We start from the raw sequence: 20,033 nt of genomic DNA, 5'->3' as shown, positions 1-20,033 counted from the left end.
CCATGAATAATAGTAAAGTACCAAAAGTAATTTCGTCTAAAGCTTTAAGTTATTTTGCCAAATTAGCAGAAAATTTAAATTATACTAAAACGGCTCGGATGCTAGGCATCACACAACCGGCTTTAACACAACAAATTAAAAAAATTGAACGCAATTTAGGGACCCCGTTGTTTTATTCGGTGGGTAAACAAATTCATTTGACAGATGCTGGGAACATTCTTTTAAAATCAGTTAATGAAATTTATGCATCCATGATCGATACGATTGATAATATTCAACAATCTACTTCCTCCACGACCGGAACCATTCGTTTGGGGATTCTGTCATCTATTGAAAATTCAGTATTGGAAGATTTCATTATCCAGTATCATAATATTCAACCAGAAATCATTATTGAGACAGTGCTGCTCAATCGCCGACAGTTATGGGATGAATTAGAAAATAATCATATTGATATCGCACTCATGTATTTGCCTGACGATTCAATCCGCAATTGGCGGCCCTATCGGACAAAAAGAATTATTAATGAAGATTTGATCTTATTGCATAACAACCCGAAATTGGCTGAACAAACAACTGTTACTTTAAAAGAAGCTACAGAAAGGCCATGGGTCATTTATCCCGATAATTACTATTTAACGGAATTTTTACGGGAACAATTTAAAAACAATTTAATTGATTTTCCAGAATATATGGGGCGGTTTGCGTCACCTTATCTTATTTTAAAATTTGCACAAGCCCAGCAACTTTATACAGCCTTACCACAAAGTTTTATTATGGCCAATCAACCCATTGTCCATTCACAGCAAGCGCATTTTTCACCTGACCTTTCGTTTGATCTATCTTTTGTTTACCGTAAAGAAAAAGATCATATTCCACGGATTTCAACTTTCTTTCAAGAGTGGGACCATTATTTAGATTTGAAAAGTTATACCGATCGCTTACAAGATGCAGTATCGTTCTAAGCCGTATTGTATTATACTTAGTTTAAACTAAGATTAGAGGAGGCTATCATTTTGGTTAAAGAATTAGTTTTTGGACACCAAAATCCTGATACAGATGCAATTGATTCAGCGATAGAATATTCGCACTTGCAAAATCAGCTAGGTATGGACACTGAGGCGGTCGCTTTGGGGGAACCCAATGAAGAAACCAAGTTTGTGTTAGATCATTTTCAACAACCGGCACCCCGAGTAATTCAACAGGCTCATGATGACGTAAGCGCGGTAATGCTGGTGGATCATAATGAAGCTCAACAAAGCGTGGCTGATATTGATCAAGTTCAAGTAACTCATGTCGTCGATCACCATCGTATTGCTAACTTTGAAACAGCGGCACCACTTTATTATCGTGCAGAACCGGTGGGTTGTACCAGTACAATTATTTGGAAACTATATCAGGAAGCCGGAGTTGAAGTTACCCCTACTATCGCAGGTTTAATGTTATCCGCGATCATTTCCGATACTTTGCTTTTAAAATCACCTACGACCACTGATGATGATCGCCAAGTAGTGGAAAAGTGCGCGCAAATTGCCCACTTAGATTATCAAGATTATGGTTTACAAATGTTAAAAGCCGGTGCGGATATTTCTCAAAAATCTGCCGCAGATTTGGTTGATTTAGATGCCAAAAGCTTTGAAATGGGTGGTAAGACCATTCGCATTGCCCAAATTAATGTCGTGGACTTGCCGGCAGCTCTACAGCGGCAAGCAGAATTTCAAGAGGCAATGGCAAATAGTTGTCAATCTAATAACTACGATTTGTTTGTTTTGGCTATTACGAATGTTTTAGATAGTGACACAACCTTGTTGGCTCACGGAACAGCCGAATTATTATCCAAAGTAGAAGGAGCCTTCGGTAAAAAATTTGAACAAGACCAAATGGCTTTACCAGGGGTAGTTTCTCGGAAAAAACAAATCGTTCCTCCTTTACAAAATCAGTTTTAATCTTAATAATGCAATATTTTACTAGACTGCAAAAAACCTCTTTACAAAACTAGTTTTAATCATCTAAAATATGCATTAGATGTAATTAAGACCTCTATGAGTTCTTATTAAAGAATTTTCATCCAGAGGTCTTTTGTTTATACTATTTAAGTAAAGGGGAATAAAAATGAAGGAATCTGATAAAGTTGAGATTTTTAAAAAATTAATTGGCTTTAAGTCGATTAATGGTCATGAATTGCCAGTAGCACAATACTTGCATAGTTTATTTGAAGATGCTGGCATTGCTAGTCAAGTACTGCCATTACCAGAAGACGATCGTGCTAACCTTGTTGCAGAAATTGGAAGTGGAAAACCTATTTTAGCTATTTCTGGGCATATGGATGTCGTTGACGTCTCGCTAGAGAATTGGAACACGGATCCGTTCGTCTTAACAGCTCAAGGTGATCGCTTTTATGGCCGCGGTGCTACCGATATGAAAGCCGGTTTGGCTGCGATGGTAATTGCTCTCATTGAACTTAAACAAGAGCAAGTACCCATTCCGGGAACCATTCGCTTTTTAGCTACGGCAGGAGAAGAAGTAGGTCAAGCTGGGGCCCAAGCGTTGCAACAGGCTGGCTATATGAAAGATGTAGATACCTTGTTGATCGGAGAACCATCTGGTTTTCGTGCCGTGTACGCAAACAAGGGGGAGATTAACTTTAATATCCAAGTTACCGGTCGTGCGGCACATAGTTCGATGCCGGCCTTGGGAATTAATGCGGTAGAAAACTTACTCAAATTTTTATATGAATTAAATGATACCTTGCGGCCATTAGTGGCACAAAAAAGCAATCCGCTGTTAGGAGAAACGGTGGTCAACATTGACCAGATTAATGGGGGCACGCAGCCCAATGCCATTCCGGGTTCTGCCCAAGCGGTTTTAAATGTGCGCATTATTCCCGAGTTTGATAATCAACAGATAAAACAAGTAGTTGCCGATTTGGTAGACCAATTTAATCAACGAAACCAGGCTCAAGTTAAAGTAACTACTGATATGGATATCATTCCGATTCTGGGACGTGTAGATTCAAAAATTATTAAATTAATTCAACAAGTTGCCTTGCCATACTTGCAAAAGCAGGACTACAATGCTGCAGAAATACAGCAAATGCAAAAAATGGCAGATGCCAGTGGCATTGATTTTGCTACCGATCACATTGTGACCGTGGGTGTTTCAGGTGGAACTGATGCTTCACAGCTGTTAATTGATCACCCTAATGACGCTAATTACGTGGTATTTGGTCCGGGTAATGATAATTCGCATCAAGATAACGAGTATATTACACAACAAATGTTTTTTGATTTTATTGAAATTTATCATGAGTTATTTATTAAATTTTTCCAATAAAGTTTAATTATCAAAATGATTCTTAGAGGGTAAAAAGCGCCTCCTTAATCTTTTTTGAATGATTGGTTTAAATGATCTAAAGCGTCTTTTTGTTGGGTATCTACAATATGAGTATACAGTCCTGTCGCTTTTGTTGATGATTGACCTAATTGCGTGGCCACTAATTTCTCATTCTTTGTTTCTAAGTACAATTTGGATGCCAAGGTATGACGCAATTTATGGGGGGTAATACGCACATGATTAAATGCTTCGGAATATTTGGCGACTAATAATTCCACTGTGGCACTATTAATTCGCCGCGGTGCAGCTCTACCCTTGGTCAAAAAAAGGGCAGGGGTATCTGGAGTAGGCTGATAACGTTGAGTGCGAATTTTCAAATATGGCGCAATATAAGGTAAAACCCACTGCGCAATTGGTACCAGATCGTATTTGCCACCTTTGCGCAACACTTTAATTTGAGCTTGTTTAAAATTCAGATCATCCCAATTGGCATTTGTCAATTCTGAAACGCGGATGCCGCTGCCTAACATTAAGGCATTAATCGCAACATCTCGTTCTTGATCTCGTTGAAACATTTTCTTTTGTCGAGTACTTGTCGCCGGTAATTGATCATAATATTGGTTTTGAATGAAGTCCAGATATTGGTGATCATTGTTGAGCATTAACTGGGATTTAATATTCCGTGCGCGAGTTTGCAAAGTTTCACTATCAGGTACTAACGAGATTTTTTTCATAACATTGCGGTAAAAATAAGGTTCGCCGTGCTCATTTTCCGATTCTTCTGTTAAATATCGAAATAAGGCAGCTAAAGCATTGAGCGAACGATTGACTGTTCGATGAGATAAAGATCCTTGCGAATTTTTGGTCGTAGCTTTACTACGATTCAGTAAAAAAGCTTTGTATAAGCCTAGATCCTCTTTACGTAAATGTTCTAAGACTGTCAGGGGAATTTGGTTGATAGATTCCACGGGGGCAATACCCGTATCAATTAACCAGGTAAAAAAACGCTTAAATTCATTTAAATATTGGTACAAAGTTGCAGGGGACAGTGGAACTACCGTTTTTTCTAGATAGTATTTTTGCACATAGCCTGGTAATTGTTGCACCAATTTTTCATTCAACTGGACGTATACTTGTGCTTGCATAAAAAAACTCCTTTTCGGAAATTCTGTGATTTGTGAGAGGGAGGTTTTTTAAATTATAATATAACTTAATAAAACCTCAATTTTATTAAGTTATATTATACCATATTTAGTAACTCCATAAACTGTATCATTGCTTGATTGATTCTTTTGTAAAAGTAGTTCGCTAACCAGAAATCGCGAATTTTAATTTGCTCGGAATTTTGTGCTGTTAACTATTTGGAAATTGCTGTAAAATTAACTGTAGAAGTCTCATGGCTGGTAACTTTTTAGTTACTATCAGTTACTCCGTGCAAAAATAGCTTTTATAAATTTGCCCTGAGAGGTTCAGTTCGATTATTAGAGGATGACCTGTACATTATTTGACCGCTCAGGCCGAGAATATTTTGTGTTAAATTTGCTAAATTCCTAGTTTTTAGTTAGGTACCGTTTATTTATAAGGAGCTTTTTATAATTTTAAATAATAAGATATATTAAACAGTTATCTGAGCTGAGCTGTTATGACGCCGGTTGTTTATTATTTGTAACCTGATTGACAATCTACCGTCCACTCAACCTTTTGCGGATTGGTTTAGAATTTTACTTCGTATAATATATATTATGTAAAGTAGAATTAGAATTAATAATTTTCATGATACTGATTTAGCTACACCATTTCCTTTTTCCCAAAATTTATGATAAAGTAGTTTCAATTTAAAATAAATTTACAAAAACATTTTATAGGAGGTATTATTCTTGAACCAAGCTCAAAAATTTACGAAATTAGGTTTAACTTTTGATGATGTGCTATTAATTCCGGCAGCAAGTGATATATTACCGCGTGAGGTTAACACCCAAACGCAGCTTGGTTCTAACTTAAATTTAAAGATCCCGATACTTAGTGCTGGTATGGATACGGTTACGGAAGCGGAAATGGCAATTACTCTCGCCCAATTAGGCGGGATGGGTGTTATTCATAAAAATATGAGTATTGACCAACAAGTTGCTGAGGTGAAAAAAGTAAAAGAACATGCTTCTGTTGCAGCCAGTTCAGCGGTAGATGCTAATGATTATCTTTTAGTAGCTGCGGCAGTGGGAATTTCTGATGAAACTTTTGCCCGCACTCAAGCTTTAATTACCGCGGGTGTAGATGCGATTGTGATTGACACTGCACATGGCCATTCGCAAGGCGTATTAACTAAAATAGCAGAAATTCATCAAAAATTTCCACAACAAACTTTGATTGCAGGCAATGTGGCTACGGCTGCCGGAGCTCGTGCCCTCTTTGAAGCGGGCGTAGATGTAGTCAAAGTGGGAATTGGTCCGGGTTCTATTTGTACCACCCGAGTGGTTGCTGGTGTCGGCGTGCCCCAAATTACAGCAATTTTTGATGCCGCGCAAGTTGCTCAAGAATATGGTAAACAAATTATTGCCGATGGCGGCATTAAATATGCGGGTGATGTTGTTAAAGCGCTAGCTGCCGGTGGAAATGCGGTAATGTTGGGTAGTATGTTGGCTGGTACTACAGAAGCTCCGGGGGAAGTTTTCACAGATGAATCGGGCAATAAATACAAGTCCTATCGTGGTATGGGTTCTATTGCGGCCATGAAAGAAGGTTCATCGGATAGATACTTCCAAAGCAAAGTCCATGAAACCAAAAAACTAGTTCCCGAAGGCATTGAAGGTAAACTGCCTTATAAAGGCGATGTTGGGGATGTGATTTACCAAATCATTGGTGGTTTGCGCTCTGGTATGGGTTACGTGGGGGCGCATACCGTGAATGATTTAATTGCTAATGCACAATTTATGCAAATTACCAATGCTGGCTTAATTGAATCGCATCCACATGATATAACTATTACGAAACAGGCTCCCAACTATCATAAATAAGCAGTCTTTGTCCCCTTCTTTTGGAATATTGATCCAATTGTCGATCGAACGATACTTAATAAAATAAAAAAGAACTTCACTGTGTTGTAAGTCAGAAGTTCTTTTTTATTTTCTCCTCTTTTCCGTTACAGAATTAGCAAACTATTTTGATAGAGCAATTGTTACTTTTCCAAGCTAAATCACAAGTTTATTACCCAAACGAATTGTTATTGGATGGCTATATGTAAATCCTTAACAATCCAAACCTAAATAAAAAAATGTATAAATAATTTCTATGTTAAAATAATTGGGTGTCAATCTGGGAAAGAAGGTAATTATTAATGAATAAGGCGGTAACCTGGAAAATCAAACTATCAATTTTAGCAGGTGGTTTATTATCTTTTATTGGAATTCTCATTGAAACTTCTTTAAATGTAACCTTCCCCACTTTAATGAGTGAATTTCATGTCAATTTAGCTACCATTCAATGGGTTACTACTGGTTATTTATTGTTAGTGACCATTGTCATGAGCACAACTTCTTATCTAGTAAAGCGTTTTGATGCTCAAAAACTATTTTTGGTAGCGGTCACTTTATGTCTCTTAGGAACTTTGGTTTGTGCTCTAGCCACTAATTTTGAATTGTTAATGTTAGGTCGTTTATTAGAAGCACTGGCCACTGGGATTTCGACGCCGACGTTATTTCATTTGATTTCTTCACAAATTCCCAGTAGCAAATTAGGAGTGTATACTGGCTTTGCCACAATGGTCACATCTTTTGCCCCTGCCTTAGGACCGACTTACGGAGGTATTATTAATAACTATACTTCTTGGCGGTTAATCTTTTGGTTAATGGTACCAATTATTATTGCAGTTATGATTTTAGGTAGTTGCACAATCAAACTGGCCGCCCAACACAATAATAGTCGGTTTGATTGGTGGGGCTTGTTAGTATTATCCACAATGATGTTGACGTTAGTTAGCAGTATCGATCAAGCCGGTCATTATGGTTTTGTCAGTGTTCCCTTTGCTGTAGGTATTCTAGTGACTATTTGTTTATTAGTACTTTTTGTTTATCATTTGCGTCATGGTCAACGAATGTTGCTCAATTTTAACATCTTACGGCAACCCGCAGTGAGCTTACGAGCTGTAAACTTTTTTATCTTACAATTTATTAATATTGCAGTTTCCTTTGTCATTCCCATTTTAAGTGAACAAACTTTACAAACTAATTCTATGACCGCAGGTCTAATTTTATTACCAGGATCTATTTTGGGGGCAGTTGTTGCACCTTTTGCGGGCAACTTATACGATCGACACGGTGCTTTCTTACCATTGATGATTTCTAATTTATCGATTTGTTTGGGAGCCTTAGCCTTGATGTTATTAACACCCTATTTGACTACTAGTTTAATTATGTTTTTTTATTGTTTTTTACGTGGAGGTTTCAATTTTGGTTATGGCAACACCATGTCTGATGCTACCAAACTGGTTGATGACGAACAAAAACCGGATGTTAATTCACTTTTCAATACTTTACAACAATACGCCGGATCCCTGGGTACAGGAATTATGTCAGCCGTGATTGCTGCTTTGCAATTGTCTCAGCCGCATACACCCTCATTTTTAGCCCAAACGGCTCGTCAAGGCAGCCAAATTGATTTTGGAATTTTGCTAGTGGGCGCACTCGTGGCTTTAGCAACCACATTGTGTGTTCAGCGACTTACACAGCAGTTTCATAATAAAGACATTTAATTATTTAAATAATTGGGTAGCTGCTACGGCTTTTTGCCAGCCACGATATAAACTGTCTCGGCGCGTTGACTCCATCCGGGGGCGGAAAATCTGGCCCGCAGCCGCAGATTGTTGAATTTCTTGTTGATTTTGCCAATAACCGACACCTAATCCCGCCAAGAAAGCAGCTCCCAGCGCGGTAGTTTCCAAATTAACCGCCCGTTGAACGGGTGTATTGATAATATCGGCTTGAAATTGTAAGAGGTAATTATTATTGGCTGCACCGCCGTCCACTTTTAACGTGGGAATAGCTACCCCCGTATCTTGTTGCATGGTATCAATAACATCCCGCGATTGATAAGCAATAGCTTGTAAAGTAGCTTTAATGAAATCATTTTTGGTGGTCCCCCGTGTTAAGCCAAACACAGCTCCACGAGCTTGTGGGTCCCAATAAGGTGCCCCTAAACCGGTAAATGCCGGGACAACGTAGACTTCATCATCATCGTGGGAGGCCAAGGCGGCTTGGTAAGAATCTGGTGCTGCATCGAGCAATTGCATCTGATCGCGCAACCATTGAATGGCTGAACCAGCGACGTAGATACTACCTTCCAAAGCGTAATTAATTTGATCTCCTAAACCATAAGCAATGGTCGTTAACAAATTATTTTCGGATAATTTAAGTTCCGAGCCCGTATTCATTACGACAAAAGCTCCAGTTCCATAGGTATTCTTCACCATTCCGGGTTCCCAAGCCATTTGCCCAAAAAGTGCGGCTTGTTGATCCCCTGCCATACCGCTAATGGGAACTTTACTACCATAAAAATTATACGGCTGAGTATAACCGTAGATTTTAGAATTGGGTTGTACTTCCGGAAGCATGATCGCCGGGATATTTAATAACTTTAAAATCTCTTCATCCCATTGCAAAGTGTGAATATTAAACAGCATGGTGCGACTAGCATTGGTATAATCGGTGGCATGTATTTGCCCACCGGTTAGTTTCCATAGTAACCAAGAATCAATGGTACCAAATAAAAGTTCCCCCTTTTGCGCACGGGTTTGCGCTTGGGGAACTTGATCTAAAATCCATCGAATTTTGGTGGCCGAAAAATAAGGATCAATTAATAAGCCCGTTTTTTGGTGAATTTTGGCACTCCAACCAGCAGTCTGTAATTTTTGGGCAATAGCCTCCGATTGTCTTGATTGCCAGACAATCGCGTTATAAATAGGTAGACCCGTTTGTCGATCCCAAATCACCGTTGTTTCACGTTGATTAGTAATGCCGATGCCAGTAATTTGGTCAGGCTGAATACCTGATTTCAAAAAGCAATTGCCTATGGTGGCTAAAACAGCATTCCAGATTTCGTTGGCGTCATGTTCAACCCAACCGGCGTGTGGAAAGATCTGATTGAATTCCCGCTGATCTTCAGCCACTTTTTGCATATGAGTATCAAAAATAATAGCGCGTGTACTTGTAGTGCCTTCATCCAAGGCCATAATGTAGTTTTTTGTCATTTAATTGCTCCATTTTTGATAGCGTTTACCGCAAGTAATATAACGTAACTGAGAAGAACTGTCAAATCGGAAGTTAACAAATGATTAATTACCAGCTGCTAGTAGCAGTAAATCTCAAGGCATCAATAATATAAGCCTATTAATTATAACCAATGATTTTCATGAGCTACTTTGATGGCTTCGATCCGATTTCTGGCACCTAATTTACTTAGAATAGCTGAGATGTAGTTACGTACCGTTCCTCGGGATAAGTATAAACTAGTACTAATTTCTGCTGTATCTGCTCCCGAGGCCATTTTTTGTAATACATTTTGTTCCTGACGTGTGAGCGGATTAGCAACTTCACTTAAGATCGATTGGACTAATTCGGGATCGTAGATGGTTTGACCGTCATTAATCGCCCGAATTGAGCTAATCAGATCTTCGCTGGAATGATCTTTGAGCAGATAGCCATTAACCTGGGCTGCGACAGCTTGTTCAAAATAACTTTTATTAGCAAACGTAGTTAAAATAATGACCTTCGTGGCTAATTTTTGTGCATTTATTTTCTCGGCAATCTTTAAGCCTGTTAAATGCGGCATTTCAATATCTAATAAAGCTATGTCCGGCTGTTGCCGCATGATTTGCTGCCAGGCAATCTGACCGTCGGTAAAGCTGTCGATAACATTTAAATCTGCTTCTAAATTCAATAACATTGTTAAAGCAGAATTCAACATTTTTTGATCTTCAGCTAAAATGATTTTTATCATGAAGCGGACTCCTCCAATAAAGGCAATGAAAAATCAATTTTTGTCCCATGATGACTGCTATATATTTGGAAAGTACCAGAAGACTTGGCTACTCTTTCTTGCATACCTTGAATACCATGTGCGCCTGGATGGATTTTTTCAAAGCCTTGTCCGTCGTCCACGATTATAATTCGTGCCTGCGCTTGCTCCTCAAAAAAACTAATACGAACTTCTTGGGCTTGACCGTACTGCAGTGTATTAGTAATGGCTTCTTGGATCACGGCAGCAATGGTTTGTTGAATTTTTTTCGGCCAAGTTTTACTTAAGTTTTCATTTTCTGTAATTAAAGAGACTTTAAATTCCTGCAACTTATCAGTCAGTTTAATTAAAGTTTCGGGTAATGACAAAGTACGCATATTTGTGACAATTTGACGCACTAAATTTAAATTTTGTTGTGCAGATTTTTTAATGTCCGTTAATTGTTTCTTAGCCTCGGTAGGATTTTGCGTTAAGATTTTTTGAGTTAGATCGGCTTGTATTGTAATAGTAGTGAAAGCTTGTCCCAAACTATCATGCAAATCGCGCGCAATTCGATCACGTTCTTGGCGCCGGATTAAAAGTTCGTATCGTTGCTTTTGTTGTTTTAAAATCCCGGAGCGTAAATAAGTATTCCGGACTGACCGCCCTCCCAAAGGAGATAAAATAATAAAAAACATAAAAATAACCGAAAATGCCCTGGCAGACGAAGAAGCAGGCCAATGAAATTGTGTTAAGAATACTTTACCAGCCAAGGCAATGAATAGTGCAATATAGTAAATCATTAAATACCAGTGAAAGTGAAATTTATTGAATGGTAAAGAGCCAATCACCCAGGCAGTAAATACAAAAAAATATAATCCAATATTATTTAAATAAAAATAAATTGCTAATAGATACTGACCACCAATCCACAACGGTGACCACCGACTTAAAGTATAGCTGCTGCGATAAAACCAAATAAAAACAATAATCAAAAATAATTGACTATATTTGAAAGAACTATTCCAAGGCCAGAGCTGACAAATAGGAACAAGCAACCAAAGCAGCCAAAAATAAGGACTAAAACCAAAGACGCGTGGAAACAAACAGTATTTATGAAGAAAATCCAATTCAATCAACTGACTTTCGTGAACAAATTATTAATAAACCCATAGCCAGCAGTAACCAAATGCCTAACTTGCCAAATAGATTCCAAGACCAAGGTTGCTTTTGTAAGAAATTATGAATCAGGTTAACGGTTGCATAAGTAGGAGTGAGTTTGCCAATTTGTTGCAACCAAGAAGGCATGAGGTTCATAGGAGTCCACAAACCACTGATAATTGCCAGGGGGAAGACGATGCTATAAGCAATTGAATTAACAAAACTACTATTACCCAAAAAAGTTATTGCTGCTCCTATTAAGATTAGCGCAAAACTACCCACTGTGGCAATAACTAATATTTGCAGATATTTATCCATGGATAAGTTCAATTTAGTCCCAAATGCAGCCACGATTTCCATGGCCAAGATTTGCAATACATTTAAAAAGATAAACACTAACGATAATGACAGATAATAGAGTTTTTGCGACAAGGGTGTTACAGCCATAAAACGAAAGAAATGTTGTTGGCGATCGCTCATTATATTATTAGATACCGTGATAATCGAACTCAACAAAGTAGCAAAAACCGTCATACTGATAAAAATGTTGACTTTTAACTGCTGACCGCCAGTAAATATTTGTGTATAAATGAGATAAAAGAAAATCGGCGAAGCCACATCGAAAATCAAAAAACGAGTGTTTCGTAAAATCAAACGTTTGAAATTAATTTTAGTTAAAGTTACAAAAGCCATAAGCTATTCTCCTTGATTAACTTGTTGAAAGATTTCATCCAGGTTTTTTTGGTGAATGCGTAAATGTTGGATAACAGGCAAAAACTCATTAAGTTCTTGTACAAATTGTTCACTAGAAGTTACCTGATAAATGTAATGGTTCTGTTGATGGTCTTGCAAAATGCCTTGGTGAAAATTATGTTGAGTGAAATCTTGTGAACTATCAAAAGTGACAATGATTTGACTATATTTGTTTTTTAAATCCGCTAAAGTTCCATTATGAATTAACTGGTGATCTTTTAAAAATAGAATATGCTGTGCCAGATAATCAATTTCCGCTAAATAATGACTGGTGACAATAATTGTCTTACCTTGGGCATTTAATTCTTGAATTGCTTGCCAGAAGTGATGCCGACTAGTAGTATCCATTCCGGATGTAGGTTCATCTAAGAATAATAATTCCGGATTTCCAGCCAATGCTAACCCCCAATTTAAACGCCGTTTTTGTCCGCCGGATAGCTTGGAAACGTATTGTTGTGCTTGGGAGTTTAAATCCGTCAATTGTAAGACAGTGCTCAGACTTAAAGGTTGCGCATACAAGCTGCATGCTAAGGCTAGCATTTCTTGCACTGTTACGCGGCTTAATCCAAAATCATCTTGAAACATAATCCCTCTTTTTTGTTGAATGGCCGTCGGACTTAAATTATCTGCAAAAAGATGAATCTGACCAGCAGTGGGTCTTTGTAAGCCAATTAATAAATTGAGCAAGGTAGTTTTCCCTGCCCCATTATTTCCAATTAAGCCCACCACTTCACCTGGTTGAATTTGAAAATTTAAATCTTGGAAAACGATCTGTTGACCATAAGTCTTCGTCAGATTTTGTGCGGTAATAATAGGTTGCATAGGCGCATCTCCTATAGCATATTGATTTTTTCGATCTCATTATATAGAGCCTGTAAGGCTTCGGAAATGCACAAATATCATAAACTATGATGACATTTGTCATAAAAAAACCTGCGCTAACCAAACAGTTAACACAGGTAATTAATGAAATATTATTTGAAAATCATCTTATTATACTTTAGCAAAATCCTTAATCCAACCCAGAGCCATTGCTTTTTCGCCTAAATGAGTCCCAATGACGGGCCCAAAATAGCTTTGTTCAATGGTTAAATCAGGAAATCGGGTACGTAAATCTTGGGTCCACAAATCATTTTCATGAGGATCATTTGCATCTAAAACTACTAAACGATAAGGAAAATCAGCTGCTGCTTGAGCTTTAGCAAAACGTTCTTCAGTTTTTAAATAAGCTCGTTTAATGGAACGGACTTTACTATAAGCTACTATCTCGTCACTCTGATCATCAAACGTTAATAGTGGTTTAATATTTAACATACTGCCAATCACTGCTGAAGCATTGGATAAACGGCCGCCCTTGACCAAATTATTTAAATCGTTGACAATGATATTTTGATCAATTGTGGCGCGCAAATCATCCAAACGAGCCAAAATATCATCGACATCAGCCCCCGCTTGAGCCATACGACCGGCCTCCATGGCCAAATAACCCATTAGCCGCACCGTAATTCGCGAATCGTAAGGAATAATTTTGATATTGGTTTTTGTGGCGGCCAAAGTATGCAAAGTGTTAATAAAGCCAGAAATGGTAGCTGCTAAATGAATTGAAATGACTACGTCATAGCCTTGAGCGGCCAAATTATCATATAAAGTCTCCATTTGCCCCACTTCGGGTTGGGAGGTTTTAGGTAATTGCGAGCTGTGGCGCATCATCCGATAAAAATCTGCATTCGTAATATCAATACCTTCATGATAAATCTGACCATCAATCATAATGGGAATAGAAACGACATGAAGATCGTATTTTGCTATTTCTTCTTGAGTTAGATATGAAGAGCTGTCAGTTACTACAGCAATTTTCATATTGTTTTCACCAACCAAACTTGAAAAATAATCGAAATTATAAAAAACAATATTATTTATTCTAGCATAATACCTTGTCTAGTGTAAAATAATATTGAAGTTTTACAAAGGAGTTTTTCTATGTCATTCGATGGCGTTTTTACCCACGCAATGGTCCAAGAATTACAGCAATTAGTTACGGGAAGGCTGACTAAAATTCAGCAACCCTTTGCTAATGAATTAATCTTAACCATTCGTGTGCAAAGACAAAATGTTCATTTGTTACTTTCGGCTAATCCCACCTATGCCCGGGTTCAATTAACGCAAGCCAAATTAATAAGCCCGCCGCGACCAAGCAATTTTGTAATGACTTTGCGCAAACAATTGGCCGGAGCAGTTATTCAAGGGATTGAACAAATAAAAAATGATCGAATCATGACCATTAAGTTTACAGCGCGCAATGAACTAGGCGATTTGCAGAATTTAACTTTATACACTGAAATAATGAACCGCCATAGTAATATCATTTTAGTCAATGATCAGAACGGTCAAATTATTGATGCCATTAAACATGTAAGTGTCAATCAAGATCGTTATCGAGAACTTTTACCCGGAGTTTTTTATCGTTTACCTCCTGCACCCAAAAGTACGCAAGAACCATGTAGTGCTTTCGATCGGGAAAAGTTCGTTAAGCAAAATTTAACTAGTCTGCAACAACAAGACCCGCAAGTAACCGCCCAGTTACTTCAAACAACTTTCATGGGTTTAGGTAAAGACACACTGCAAGAATTAACTTGGCGCCTATGCCACAGTCCCCAGGATTATCAAGGTTTATGGCAAGCTTTTCAAAGTTTTTTTCAAAAATGGCAGCCTACTTTGAATACCAATGCTCAACAGCGACAGATTTTCACCCCCGTTGTCTTTCAGAGTTTAGTGGCAGAATATCAACAACAAGCATTTCCCAGTTTGAGTAGTTTATTGGACGATTTTTATCGTGATCGTGCGCGTAAAGATCGTATGCGCCAACAAGCAGCGAATGTTTTACAAGTCATCAAACGTCATCAAAAACGCAATCGATTAAAATTAAAAAGATTACGACTAGACCTCGCCAAGACAGATTCTGCCGAGATCCAACGAATTAAAGGCGAAGTGTTAACTGCTTTTTTACAGCAAGTTCCGACTGGTGCGCACACCGTGACGCTGCCAAATTACTATGAGGCTAATCGTCCCTTAAAAATCCAATTAGATCCTGCACTATCACCTGCACGCAATGCACAAAAATATTTTAAAACCTATCAAAAATTAAAAAATTCGGTAAAACATTTGCAAGAACAAATTGAACTAACGCAAACCGAAGAACAATATTTAACTGGTATTTTATCACAATTGGATTATGCCCAGCCAGAAGATTTAGACGCTATTGTTGCAGAATTACAACAGCAAGGGTATTTGCGGTCGCATGCTCCTAAGAAAAAGAAACGCTCCAAATCTCCCCGACAAGGTGCAATTTTTACAGCTGCAGATGGGACTAAGATTCATGTTGGTAAAAATAATCTTCAAAATGATTATTTAACTACCAAATGGGCTGATAAGCGTTATACCTGGCTGCATATTAAAAATGCTCCGGGAGCACACGTGATTATTGAAAACTTACATCCTAGTGAAACGACACTCATTCAAGCTGCACAATTGGCAGCCTATTTTTCAGCGCATAATACTAGTCAAGCCAAAGTGGCCGTAGATTATACCTTAATTAAACATGTCCATAAGCCTAACGGTGCTAAACCTGGTTACGTTATTTACACTGATCAAAAAACTATTATGGTGCAACCCGCTTCACTACCCACCTCAGAGTGATTCAATCCGATGGTTATTGGGGGTCTTGGGGGACTGATCGTTTTTTTAAAACACCTCAGTTTGGGCATGTCTTTTAATTATTAATTAGTCCTCCGCCAGTGACACCATAAATTTGTCCAGTAATATAACTGGCATAATTGGAAGCTAAAAACACATAGACTGGGGCTAATTCATCGGGTTGACCTGGTCGTTGTAAGGGAGCTTCTTGTCCAAAAGTCGGGATAGCACTTTGCGGTTGTCCGCCACAAACTTGCAAAGGTGTCCAAACTGGTCCCGGTGCGACTCCATTCACGCGAATTCCTTTAGTGGCAAGGCTTTGGGCTAAATTGGTAGTAAAACTCACAATCGCCGCTTTTGTCGCCGCATAATCCAACAAAATTGGTGAAGGACTAAAAGCTTCTAAAGAAGTTGTTGTTAAAATGGAGCTGCCCGCTGGTAAATGAGGTAAAGCGGCTTTGACCATGGCATACATGGAAATGATATTAACTTCAAACGTTTCTCTAATTTGTGTCATGGTCAATTCTGTAATATCAGCAGCATGCTGTTGGATGGCCGCATTCATGACAAGCAAATCGAGGCCATCTAATTGTTGTTGTGCCTTTTGCACCACTGCTGCGGGGGCCTCGGGTTCTCTAAAATCCGCGGGGAGTAATATGACTTGATGGCCCAATTTATGAATAATTTGTTGGACTGCTTCTGCGTCTGCTTGCTCTGCAGGCAAATATTGAATAGCCACATCTGCACCCTCTTTAGCAAAGGCGATAGCTACACTACGCCCTATTCCCGAATCTCCTCCGGTAATTAAAGCTTTACGCCCAGCTAATAAATCATGTCCCTGGAAATTTTGAGCATCACCAGCAGGCAGCGGGTGCATTTGTTGTTGTATGCCGGGATAATTTTGGGGTTGTTTGTCAAAATGATTCCAATATAAAGTGGTAGGATCGGTTAGTTTTTCATCCATATCATTTTCTCCTCCTTTAATATTTATAAATTCAAAGTAACCGTTTTTTTCATGAATAACAAAATTTATGCTTTAAGAATTTATGAACGCATTGATAGCGATTAGTGAAGATTGTAAGCTAATTTATTGCTGTAGGTTGCAAGAACTATTACCATATAAATTAGTTAGATTTTCCTATATTGGAGGGAGAAAAATTATGGGAACAGCGTATTCCAAATTTTGGCACAATATTTTAAATTTTTCCGGGACGGCTAAACGGTCTGAATATTGGTGGCCAGTTATTATTAATTACGTTTTGGGGGATATTCTCGGCTGGTTGTTAGAAAAGGCGATTGGTCATCCGGTCAATGATATTTATACCTGGGGCGATTTGAATGTTAACGTGATTACACTGGTAATTACCTTTGTTGTGTGGTTAGCCACTCTATCGTTAAAATTTCGGCGGTTACATGATACTGATCGATCTGGTTGGTGGATTTTAATTAACATTTTGCCGTTTATTGGTCAGCTATGGTTCTTTATTTTGATGGTTTTACCTACCAAACGTAATCGTTATGCCGGACACTAAATATTTTATAGAAGTGGCAATAATTGCTTATGAAAAGGTTAACAAATAATCAGTTTTTGGAGTAGAATGAAAGGAGGAACTAATTAAAGGAGGCAACAAATTGGAAGATTGGGATACTAAATACCAAGAAAATAGTCAGCAAAGTAAAAATTTAAGCAAACAAGCACCTGCTGTCATGCAAAAATTCAGTGAATTGCATGCGGCTGTTGATCAAGATGGAGCCGTATCAAGAAAAAATAAAGAGTTGATTGCTTTAGGAATTGCGATTGCTGATCGTTGTGAAAATTGCATTATGGCCCATACTAAGGCAGCCATTAATTTAGGAGTATCTTTGGAAGAAATTACGGAAACTATTGAAGTCGCCGTTCTGATGGGTGGCGGGCCTTCTGTTGCTTTTGGGGGCAAAGTTTTAAATATTGCTGAATCGTTATTAGCTAAGAAATAAACCCTGATCAGGGTATACAAAAAAGCCTCTGGTTCTTGTCACCAGAAGGCTTTTTTAGTTTCGATGAAATTATTTATTTCTATGTTTCACAAATTGCTGACTCTTAATTTTAGGATCCGCAAATATTTTACCAAATGTTAACCCGCTTTTCAGGTGCTAACCACATGCCATCTTCTTCACTGATATGAAAAGTGGTATAAAAATCATCCATGTTTTGTGCTTGCACATTAGCGCGCATCGGAGAAGGTGCGTGCACATCAGTTTGTAAAAGCATTTGCGCAAATTCCGGCGTGGATTTGGTGCGCCAGACGCGTGCCCAATTTTCAAAGAATAACACTAAATCACAATCAGTATCTTGTTTAGCCGCTTCTAACGCACAACTTAAGCCCCCCGCATCGGCTACATTTTCACTGACTACTAATTCACCATTTACTTTCCCAGGACCAAAATCCAGGCCTTCAAACTCGTCAATCATTGCTTGTGTCAACTTTTTAAAAGTAGCGTAATCTTCAGTCGTCCACCAATTATGCAAATTGCCCAGTTCATCAAATTGTGCGCCGTTATTGTCAAATCCATGAGAAATTTCGTGAGCAATTACGGCTCCAATCCCGCCATAATTTTGACTCGCGGTTTGTTCCAGACTATAAAAGGGCGCTTGTAAAATACCTGCTGGAAAAGTAATATCATTGCGCGAGGGATCATAGCACGCATTTACCAAGTGACCGGGCATTGCCCACTCGGTACGATCTACTGGGCGCTGCAAACGGGCAAAAGCATCATCGAGCACTACTTGCATGATTTGGTTTATATTGCTTAATAAATCTAGTTGCTCATTGACAACTAGTTTTTGATATAACGGTCGTAATTGCTCAGGATAGCCAATTTTCAAGACCATTTTTTTCAATTTAACAATTGCTTGCGCTTTAGTATCTGGACTTAACCACGTATTTTTTTGAATGCGTTGTTCATAAATAGCAATCATCCGCCGCACCATTTGTTCTACGTCGGCTTTTGCTTGTTGTCCAAAATATTTCTTACCATAATATTGGCCTAAAACTTCATCAAAAATAGTATTTGTAATGTGATAGGCTTGCTTGGCAGGTGCCGTTAAGGTTTGATTACCATTTAATGCCAAACTATATTGTCCCGCAATTTCCCGCAATTCTTGGCTCAAATAAGAACTCACACTAAACAGATAGCGCACCAGTGTCCAAGAGCGCAATTGCGGAAAAACTTGAGCATTAACAACGGTGGTAAAATCTTGGAAAAACTTCGGTTCAGTGACAATGACCTGATCTACTTGAGTTTGGGTAGCAGCTTGAATAATATTTTCAAAATTAACTTCGCCGCCCTGCTTAGTAAATTCCTCCATGGATTGCGGATTATAACTTTTCACGTAATCTGCGTTTTCTAGAGCACTTTTAACATGGGCCACCAAAGAGTGATCGAAAGCTAAGGCTTGGCTGACAATCTGTGCCGCCGCTTGGGGAGTTTCTCCGGCCTTTATTAATAATTGTTGAGCAGCCTTTTGATAGACTGTTAATAAATGTTGTCCCGCCGCGTTGTCTTGCGTATAGTAGGTGGTATCCGGTAATATTAAACTAGGTGCTGTGGCATAGACAACGTTAATTTGGGTATTTTTCATATCTGCATCTACGCCAAAGCCAAACGGTAGTGGTCGATTAGGTTGTTTGATCCAAGATGGTAATTTGGCTAAATAATCGGCCCAACTAGTTAGATTTTTGATTTCCTCGTATCCTGCTTGGGCTGGACTAAAACCTTGTTGATTTCGTTGATCAAAATCACCCGCAATTTGATATAATTTGACCGCTTGCGCCATTAAATCATTTGGAATTGGTTGTTCTCCGTGAGCAAATTGATCTAGATCGTGCATCATCTGCTCTTCAATAGCTAAATCTAAATCCGAAAATCCACCTGTTCGTGGTTTATCGGCTGGAATTTTAGCAGTTTTTAACCATTCACCATTGACCGCCAGATATAAATTGTCACGTACTGTCGCGGTTGCTCCTTGAGTAGTATCACCTGCACCACCAATTACTTGGCTTTGTTTTTTCATTATTTTTTGTGGCCTCCCCTATTCTTCTTGTTAATATTTTTATTCTAGCACATTG

The 20,033-nt window shown here is 38.5% G+C and carries 17 protein-coding genes; 8 read left to right on the top strand and 9 right to left on the bottom strand.

Annotated features, from left to right (window positions below):
* The first annotated feature begins 2 nt into the window (after window positions 1-2).
* From JG30_RS04405 to JG30_RS04395, 3 genes are all read left to right on the top strand, one after another.
* Window positions 3-965, top strand: a complete 963-nt coding sequence (locus JG30_RS04405) for a LysR family transcriptional regulator (protein ID WP_046316483.1) — start codon at window positions 3-5, stop codon at window positions 963-965.
* A 51-nt stretch (window positions 966-1,016) separates the two neighbouring features.
* Window positions 1,017-1,946: a manganese-dependent inorganic pyrophosphatase gene (locus JG30_RS04400; protein WP_046316481.1), complete on the top strand. Its 930-nt coding sequence runs from the start codon at window positions 1,017-1,019 to the stop codon at window positions 1,944-1,946.
* A gap of 166 nt (window positions 1,947-2,112) precedes the next feature.
* On the top strand, window positions 2,113-3,333 hold the full coding sequence (locus JG30_RS04395) for an ArgE/DapE family deacylase (RefSeq protein WP_046316480.1): 1,221 nt from the start codon (window positions 2,113-2,115) through the stop codon (window positions 3,331-3,333).
* Window positions 3,334-3,377: 44 nt separating this feature from the next.
* On the opposite strand, the gene xerS is transcribed toward JG30_RS04395, so the two are convergent.
* Window positions 3,378-4,478: a tyrosine recombinase XerS gene (xerS, locus tag JG30_RS04390; RefSeq protein ID WP_046316477.1), complete on the bottom strand. Its 1,101-nt coding sequence runs from the start codon at window positions 4,476-4,478 to the stop codon at window positions 3,378-3,380.
* Between the two features lie 732 nt (window positions 4,479-5,210).
* Between xerS and guaB the strand changes: the two genes are divergently transcribed.
* Together guaB and JG30_RS04380 are read left to right on the top strand one after the other, a co-directional pair.
* Window positions 5,211-6,344 (top strand): IMP dehydrogenase, encoded by a 1,134-nt coding sequence (guaB, locus tag JG30_RS04385; protein ID WP_046316475.1) that lies wholly within the window; start codon window positions 5,211-5,213, stop codon window positions 6,342-6,344.
* Window positions 6,345-6,664: 320 nt separating this feature from the next.
* Window positions 6,665-8,077, top strand: a complete 1,413-nt coding sequence (locus JG30_RS04380; RefSeq protein ID WP_046316473.1) for an MFS transporter — start codon at window positions 6,665-6,667, stop codon at window positions 8,075-8,077.
* Here JG30_RS04380 and glpK read toward each other — a convergent pair whose 3' ends face one another.
* The 6 genes from glpK to JG30_RS04350 all read right to left on the bottom strand — a co-directional run bounded on the left by glpK (window position 8,078) and on the right by JG30_RS04350 (window position 14,091).
* Window positions 8,078-9,571, bottom strand: a complete 1,494-nt coding sequence (gene glpK, locus JG30_RS04375; protein WP_046316471.1) for a glycerol kinase GlpK — start codon at window positions 9,569-9,571, stop codon at window positions 8,078-8,080.
* Window positions 9,572-9,714: 143 nt separating this feature from the next.
* Window positions 9,715-10,320, bottom strand: coding sequence for a response regulator transcription factor (locus JG30_RS04370; RefSeq protein WP_046316470.1), 606 nt, complete (start codon window positions 10,318-10,320; stop codon window positions 9,715-9,717).
* A complete protein-coding gene (locus JG30_RS04365; RefSeq protein ID WP_046316468.1) occupies window positions 10,317-11,456 on the bottom strand; it encodes a sensor histidine kinase in 1,140 nt (379 codons plus the stop codon). Before JG30_RS04365 ends, JG30_RS04370 begins: the two co-directional genes overlap by 4 nt.
* On the bottom strand, window positions 11,449-12,171 hold the full coding sequence (locus JG30_RS04360) for an ABC transporter permease (RefSeq protein WP_046316466.1): 723 nt from the start codon (window positions 12,169-12,171) through the stop codon (window positions 11,449-11,451). Before JG30_RS04360 ends, JG30_RS04365 begins: the two co-directional genes overlap by 8 nt.
* A gap of 3 nt (window positions 12,172-12,174) precedes the next feature.
* Window positions 12,175-13,053: an ABC transporter ATP-binding protein gene (locus tag JG30_RS04355; protein WP_046316464.1), complete on the bottom strand. Its 879-nt coding sequence runs from the start codon at window positions 13,051-13,053 to the stop codon at window positions 12,175-12,177.
* Between the two features lie 171 nt (window positions 13,054-13,224).
* The gene (locus tag JG30_RS04350; RefSeq protein WP_046316462.1) at window positions 13,225-14,091 is read right to left on the bottom strand and encodes a DegV family protein; all 867 of its coding nucleotides are present in this window, start codon (window positions 14,089-14,091) and stop codon (window positions 13,225-13,227) included.
* A 120-nt stretch (window positions 14,092-14,211) separates the two neighbouring features.
* On the opposite strand from JG30_RS04350, the gene JG30_RS04345 reads away from it, so the two are divergent.
* Complete coding sequence (locus tag JG30_RS04345; RefSeq protein ID WP_046316460.1) at window positions 14,212-15,927, top strand: Rqc2 family fibronectin-binding protein; 1,716 nt, start codon at window positions 14,212-14,214, stop codon at window positions 15,925-15,927.
* 73 nt (window positions 15,928-16,000) lie between these two features.
* On the opposite strand, the gene JG30_RS04340 is transcribed toward JG30_RS04345, so the two are convergent.
* Window positions 16,001-16,888, bottom strand: a complete 888-nt coding sequence (locus JG30_RS04340; protein WP_046316458.1) for an SDR family oxidoreductase — start codon at window positions 16,886-16,888, stop codon at window positions 16,001-16,003.
* Between the two features lie 196 nt (window positions 16,889-17,084).
* Between JG30_RS04340 and JG30_RS04335 the strand changes: the two genes are divergently transcribed.
* Both JG30_RS04335 and JG30_RS04330 read left to right on the top strand, forming a co-directional pair.
* The gene (locus tag JG30_RS04335) at window positions 17,085-17,456 is read left to right on the top strand and encodes a DUF805 domain-containing protein (protein WP_046316456.1); all 372 of its coding nucleotides are present in this window, start codon (window positions 17,085-17,087) and stop codon (window positions 17,454-17,456) included.
* Window positions 17,457-17,556: 100 nt separating this feature from the next.
* The gene (locus JG30_RS04330; RefSeq protein ID WP_046316454.1) at window positions 17,557-17,901 is read left to right on the top strand and encodes a carboxymuconolactone decarboxylase family protein; all 345 of its coding nucleotides are present in this window, start codon (window positions 17,557-17,559) and stop codon (window positions 17,899-17,901) included.
* Between the two features lie 127 nt (window positions 17,902-18,028).
* Here the strand turns inward: JG30_RS04330 and JG30_RS04325 are convergent, their stop codons facing one another.
* The gene (locus tag JG30_RS04325; RefSeq protein ID WP_046316452.1) at window positions 18,029-19,978 is read right to left on the bottom strand and encodes a M13 family metallopeptidase; all 1,950 of its coding nucleotides are present in this window, start codon (window positions 19,976-19,978) and stop codon (window positions 18,029-18,031) included.
* Between the last annotated feature and the right edge of the window lie 55 nt (window positions 19,979-20,033).

This window comes from Bombilactobacillus mellifer (assembly GCF_000970795.1).
Classification (GTDB): Bacteria; Bacillota; Bacilli; order Lactobacillales; family Lactobacillaceae; genus Bombilactobacillus; species Bombilactobacillus mellifer.
This window is presented reverse-complemented; position numbering and strand designations above follow the sequence as displayed.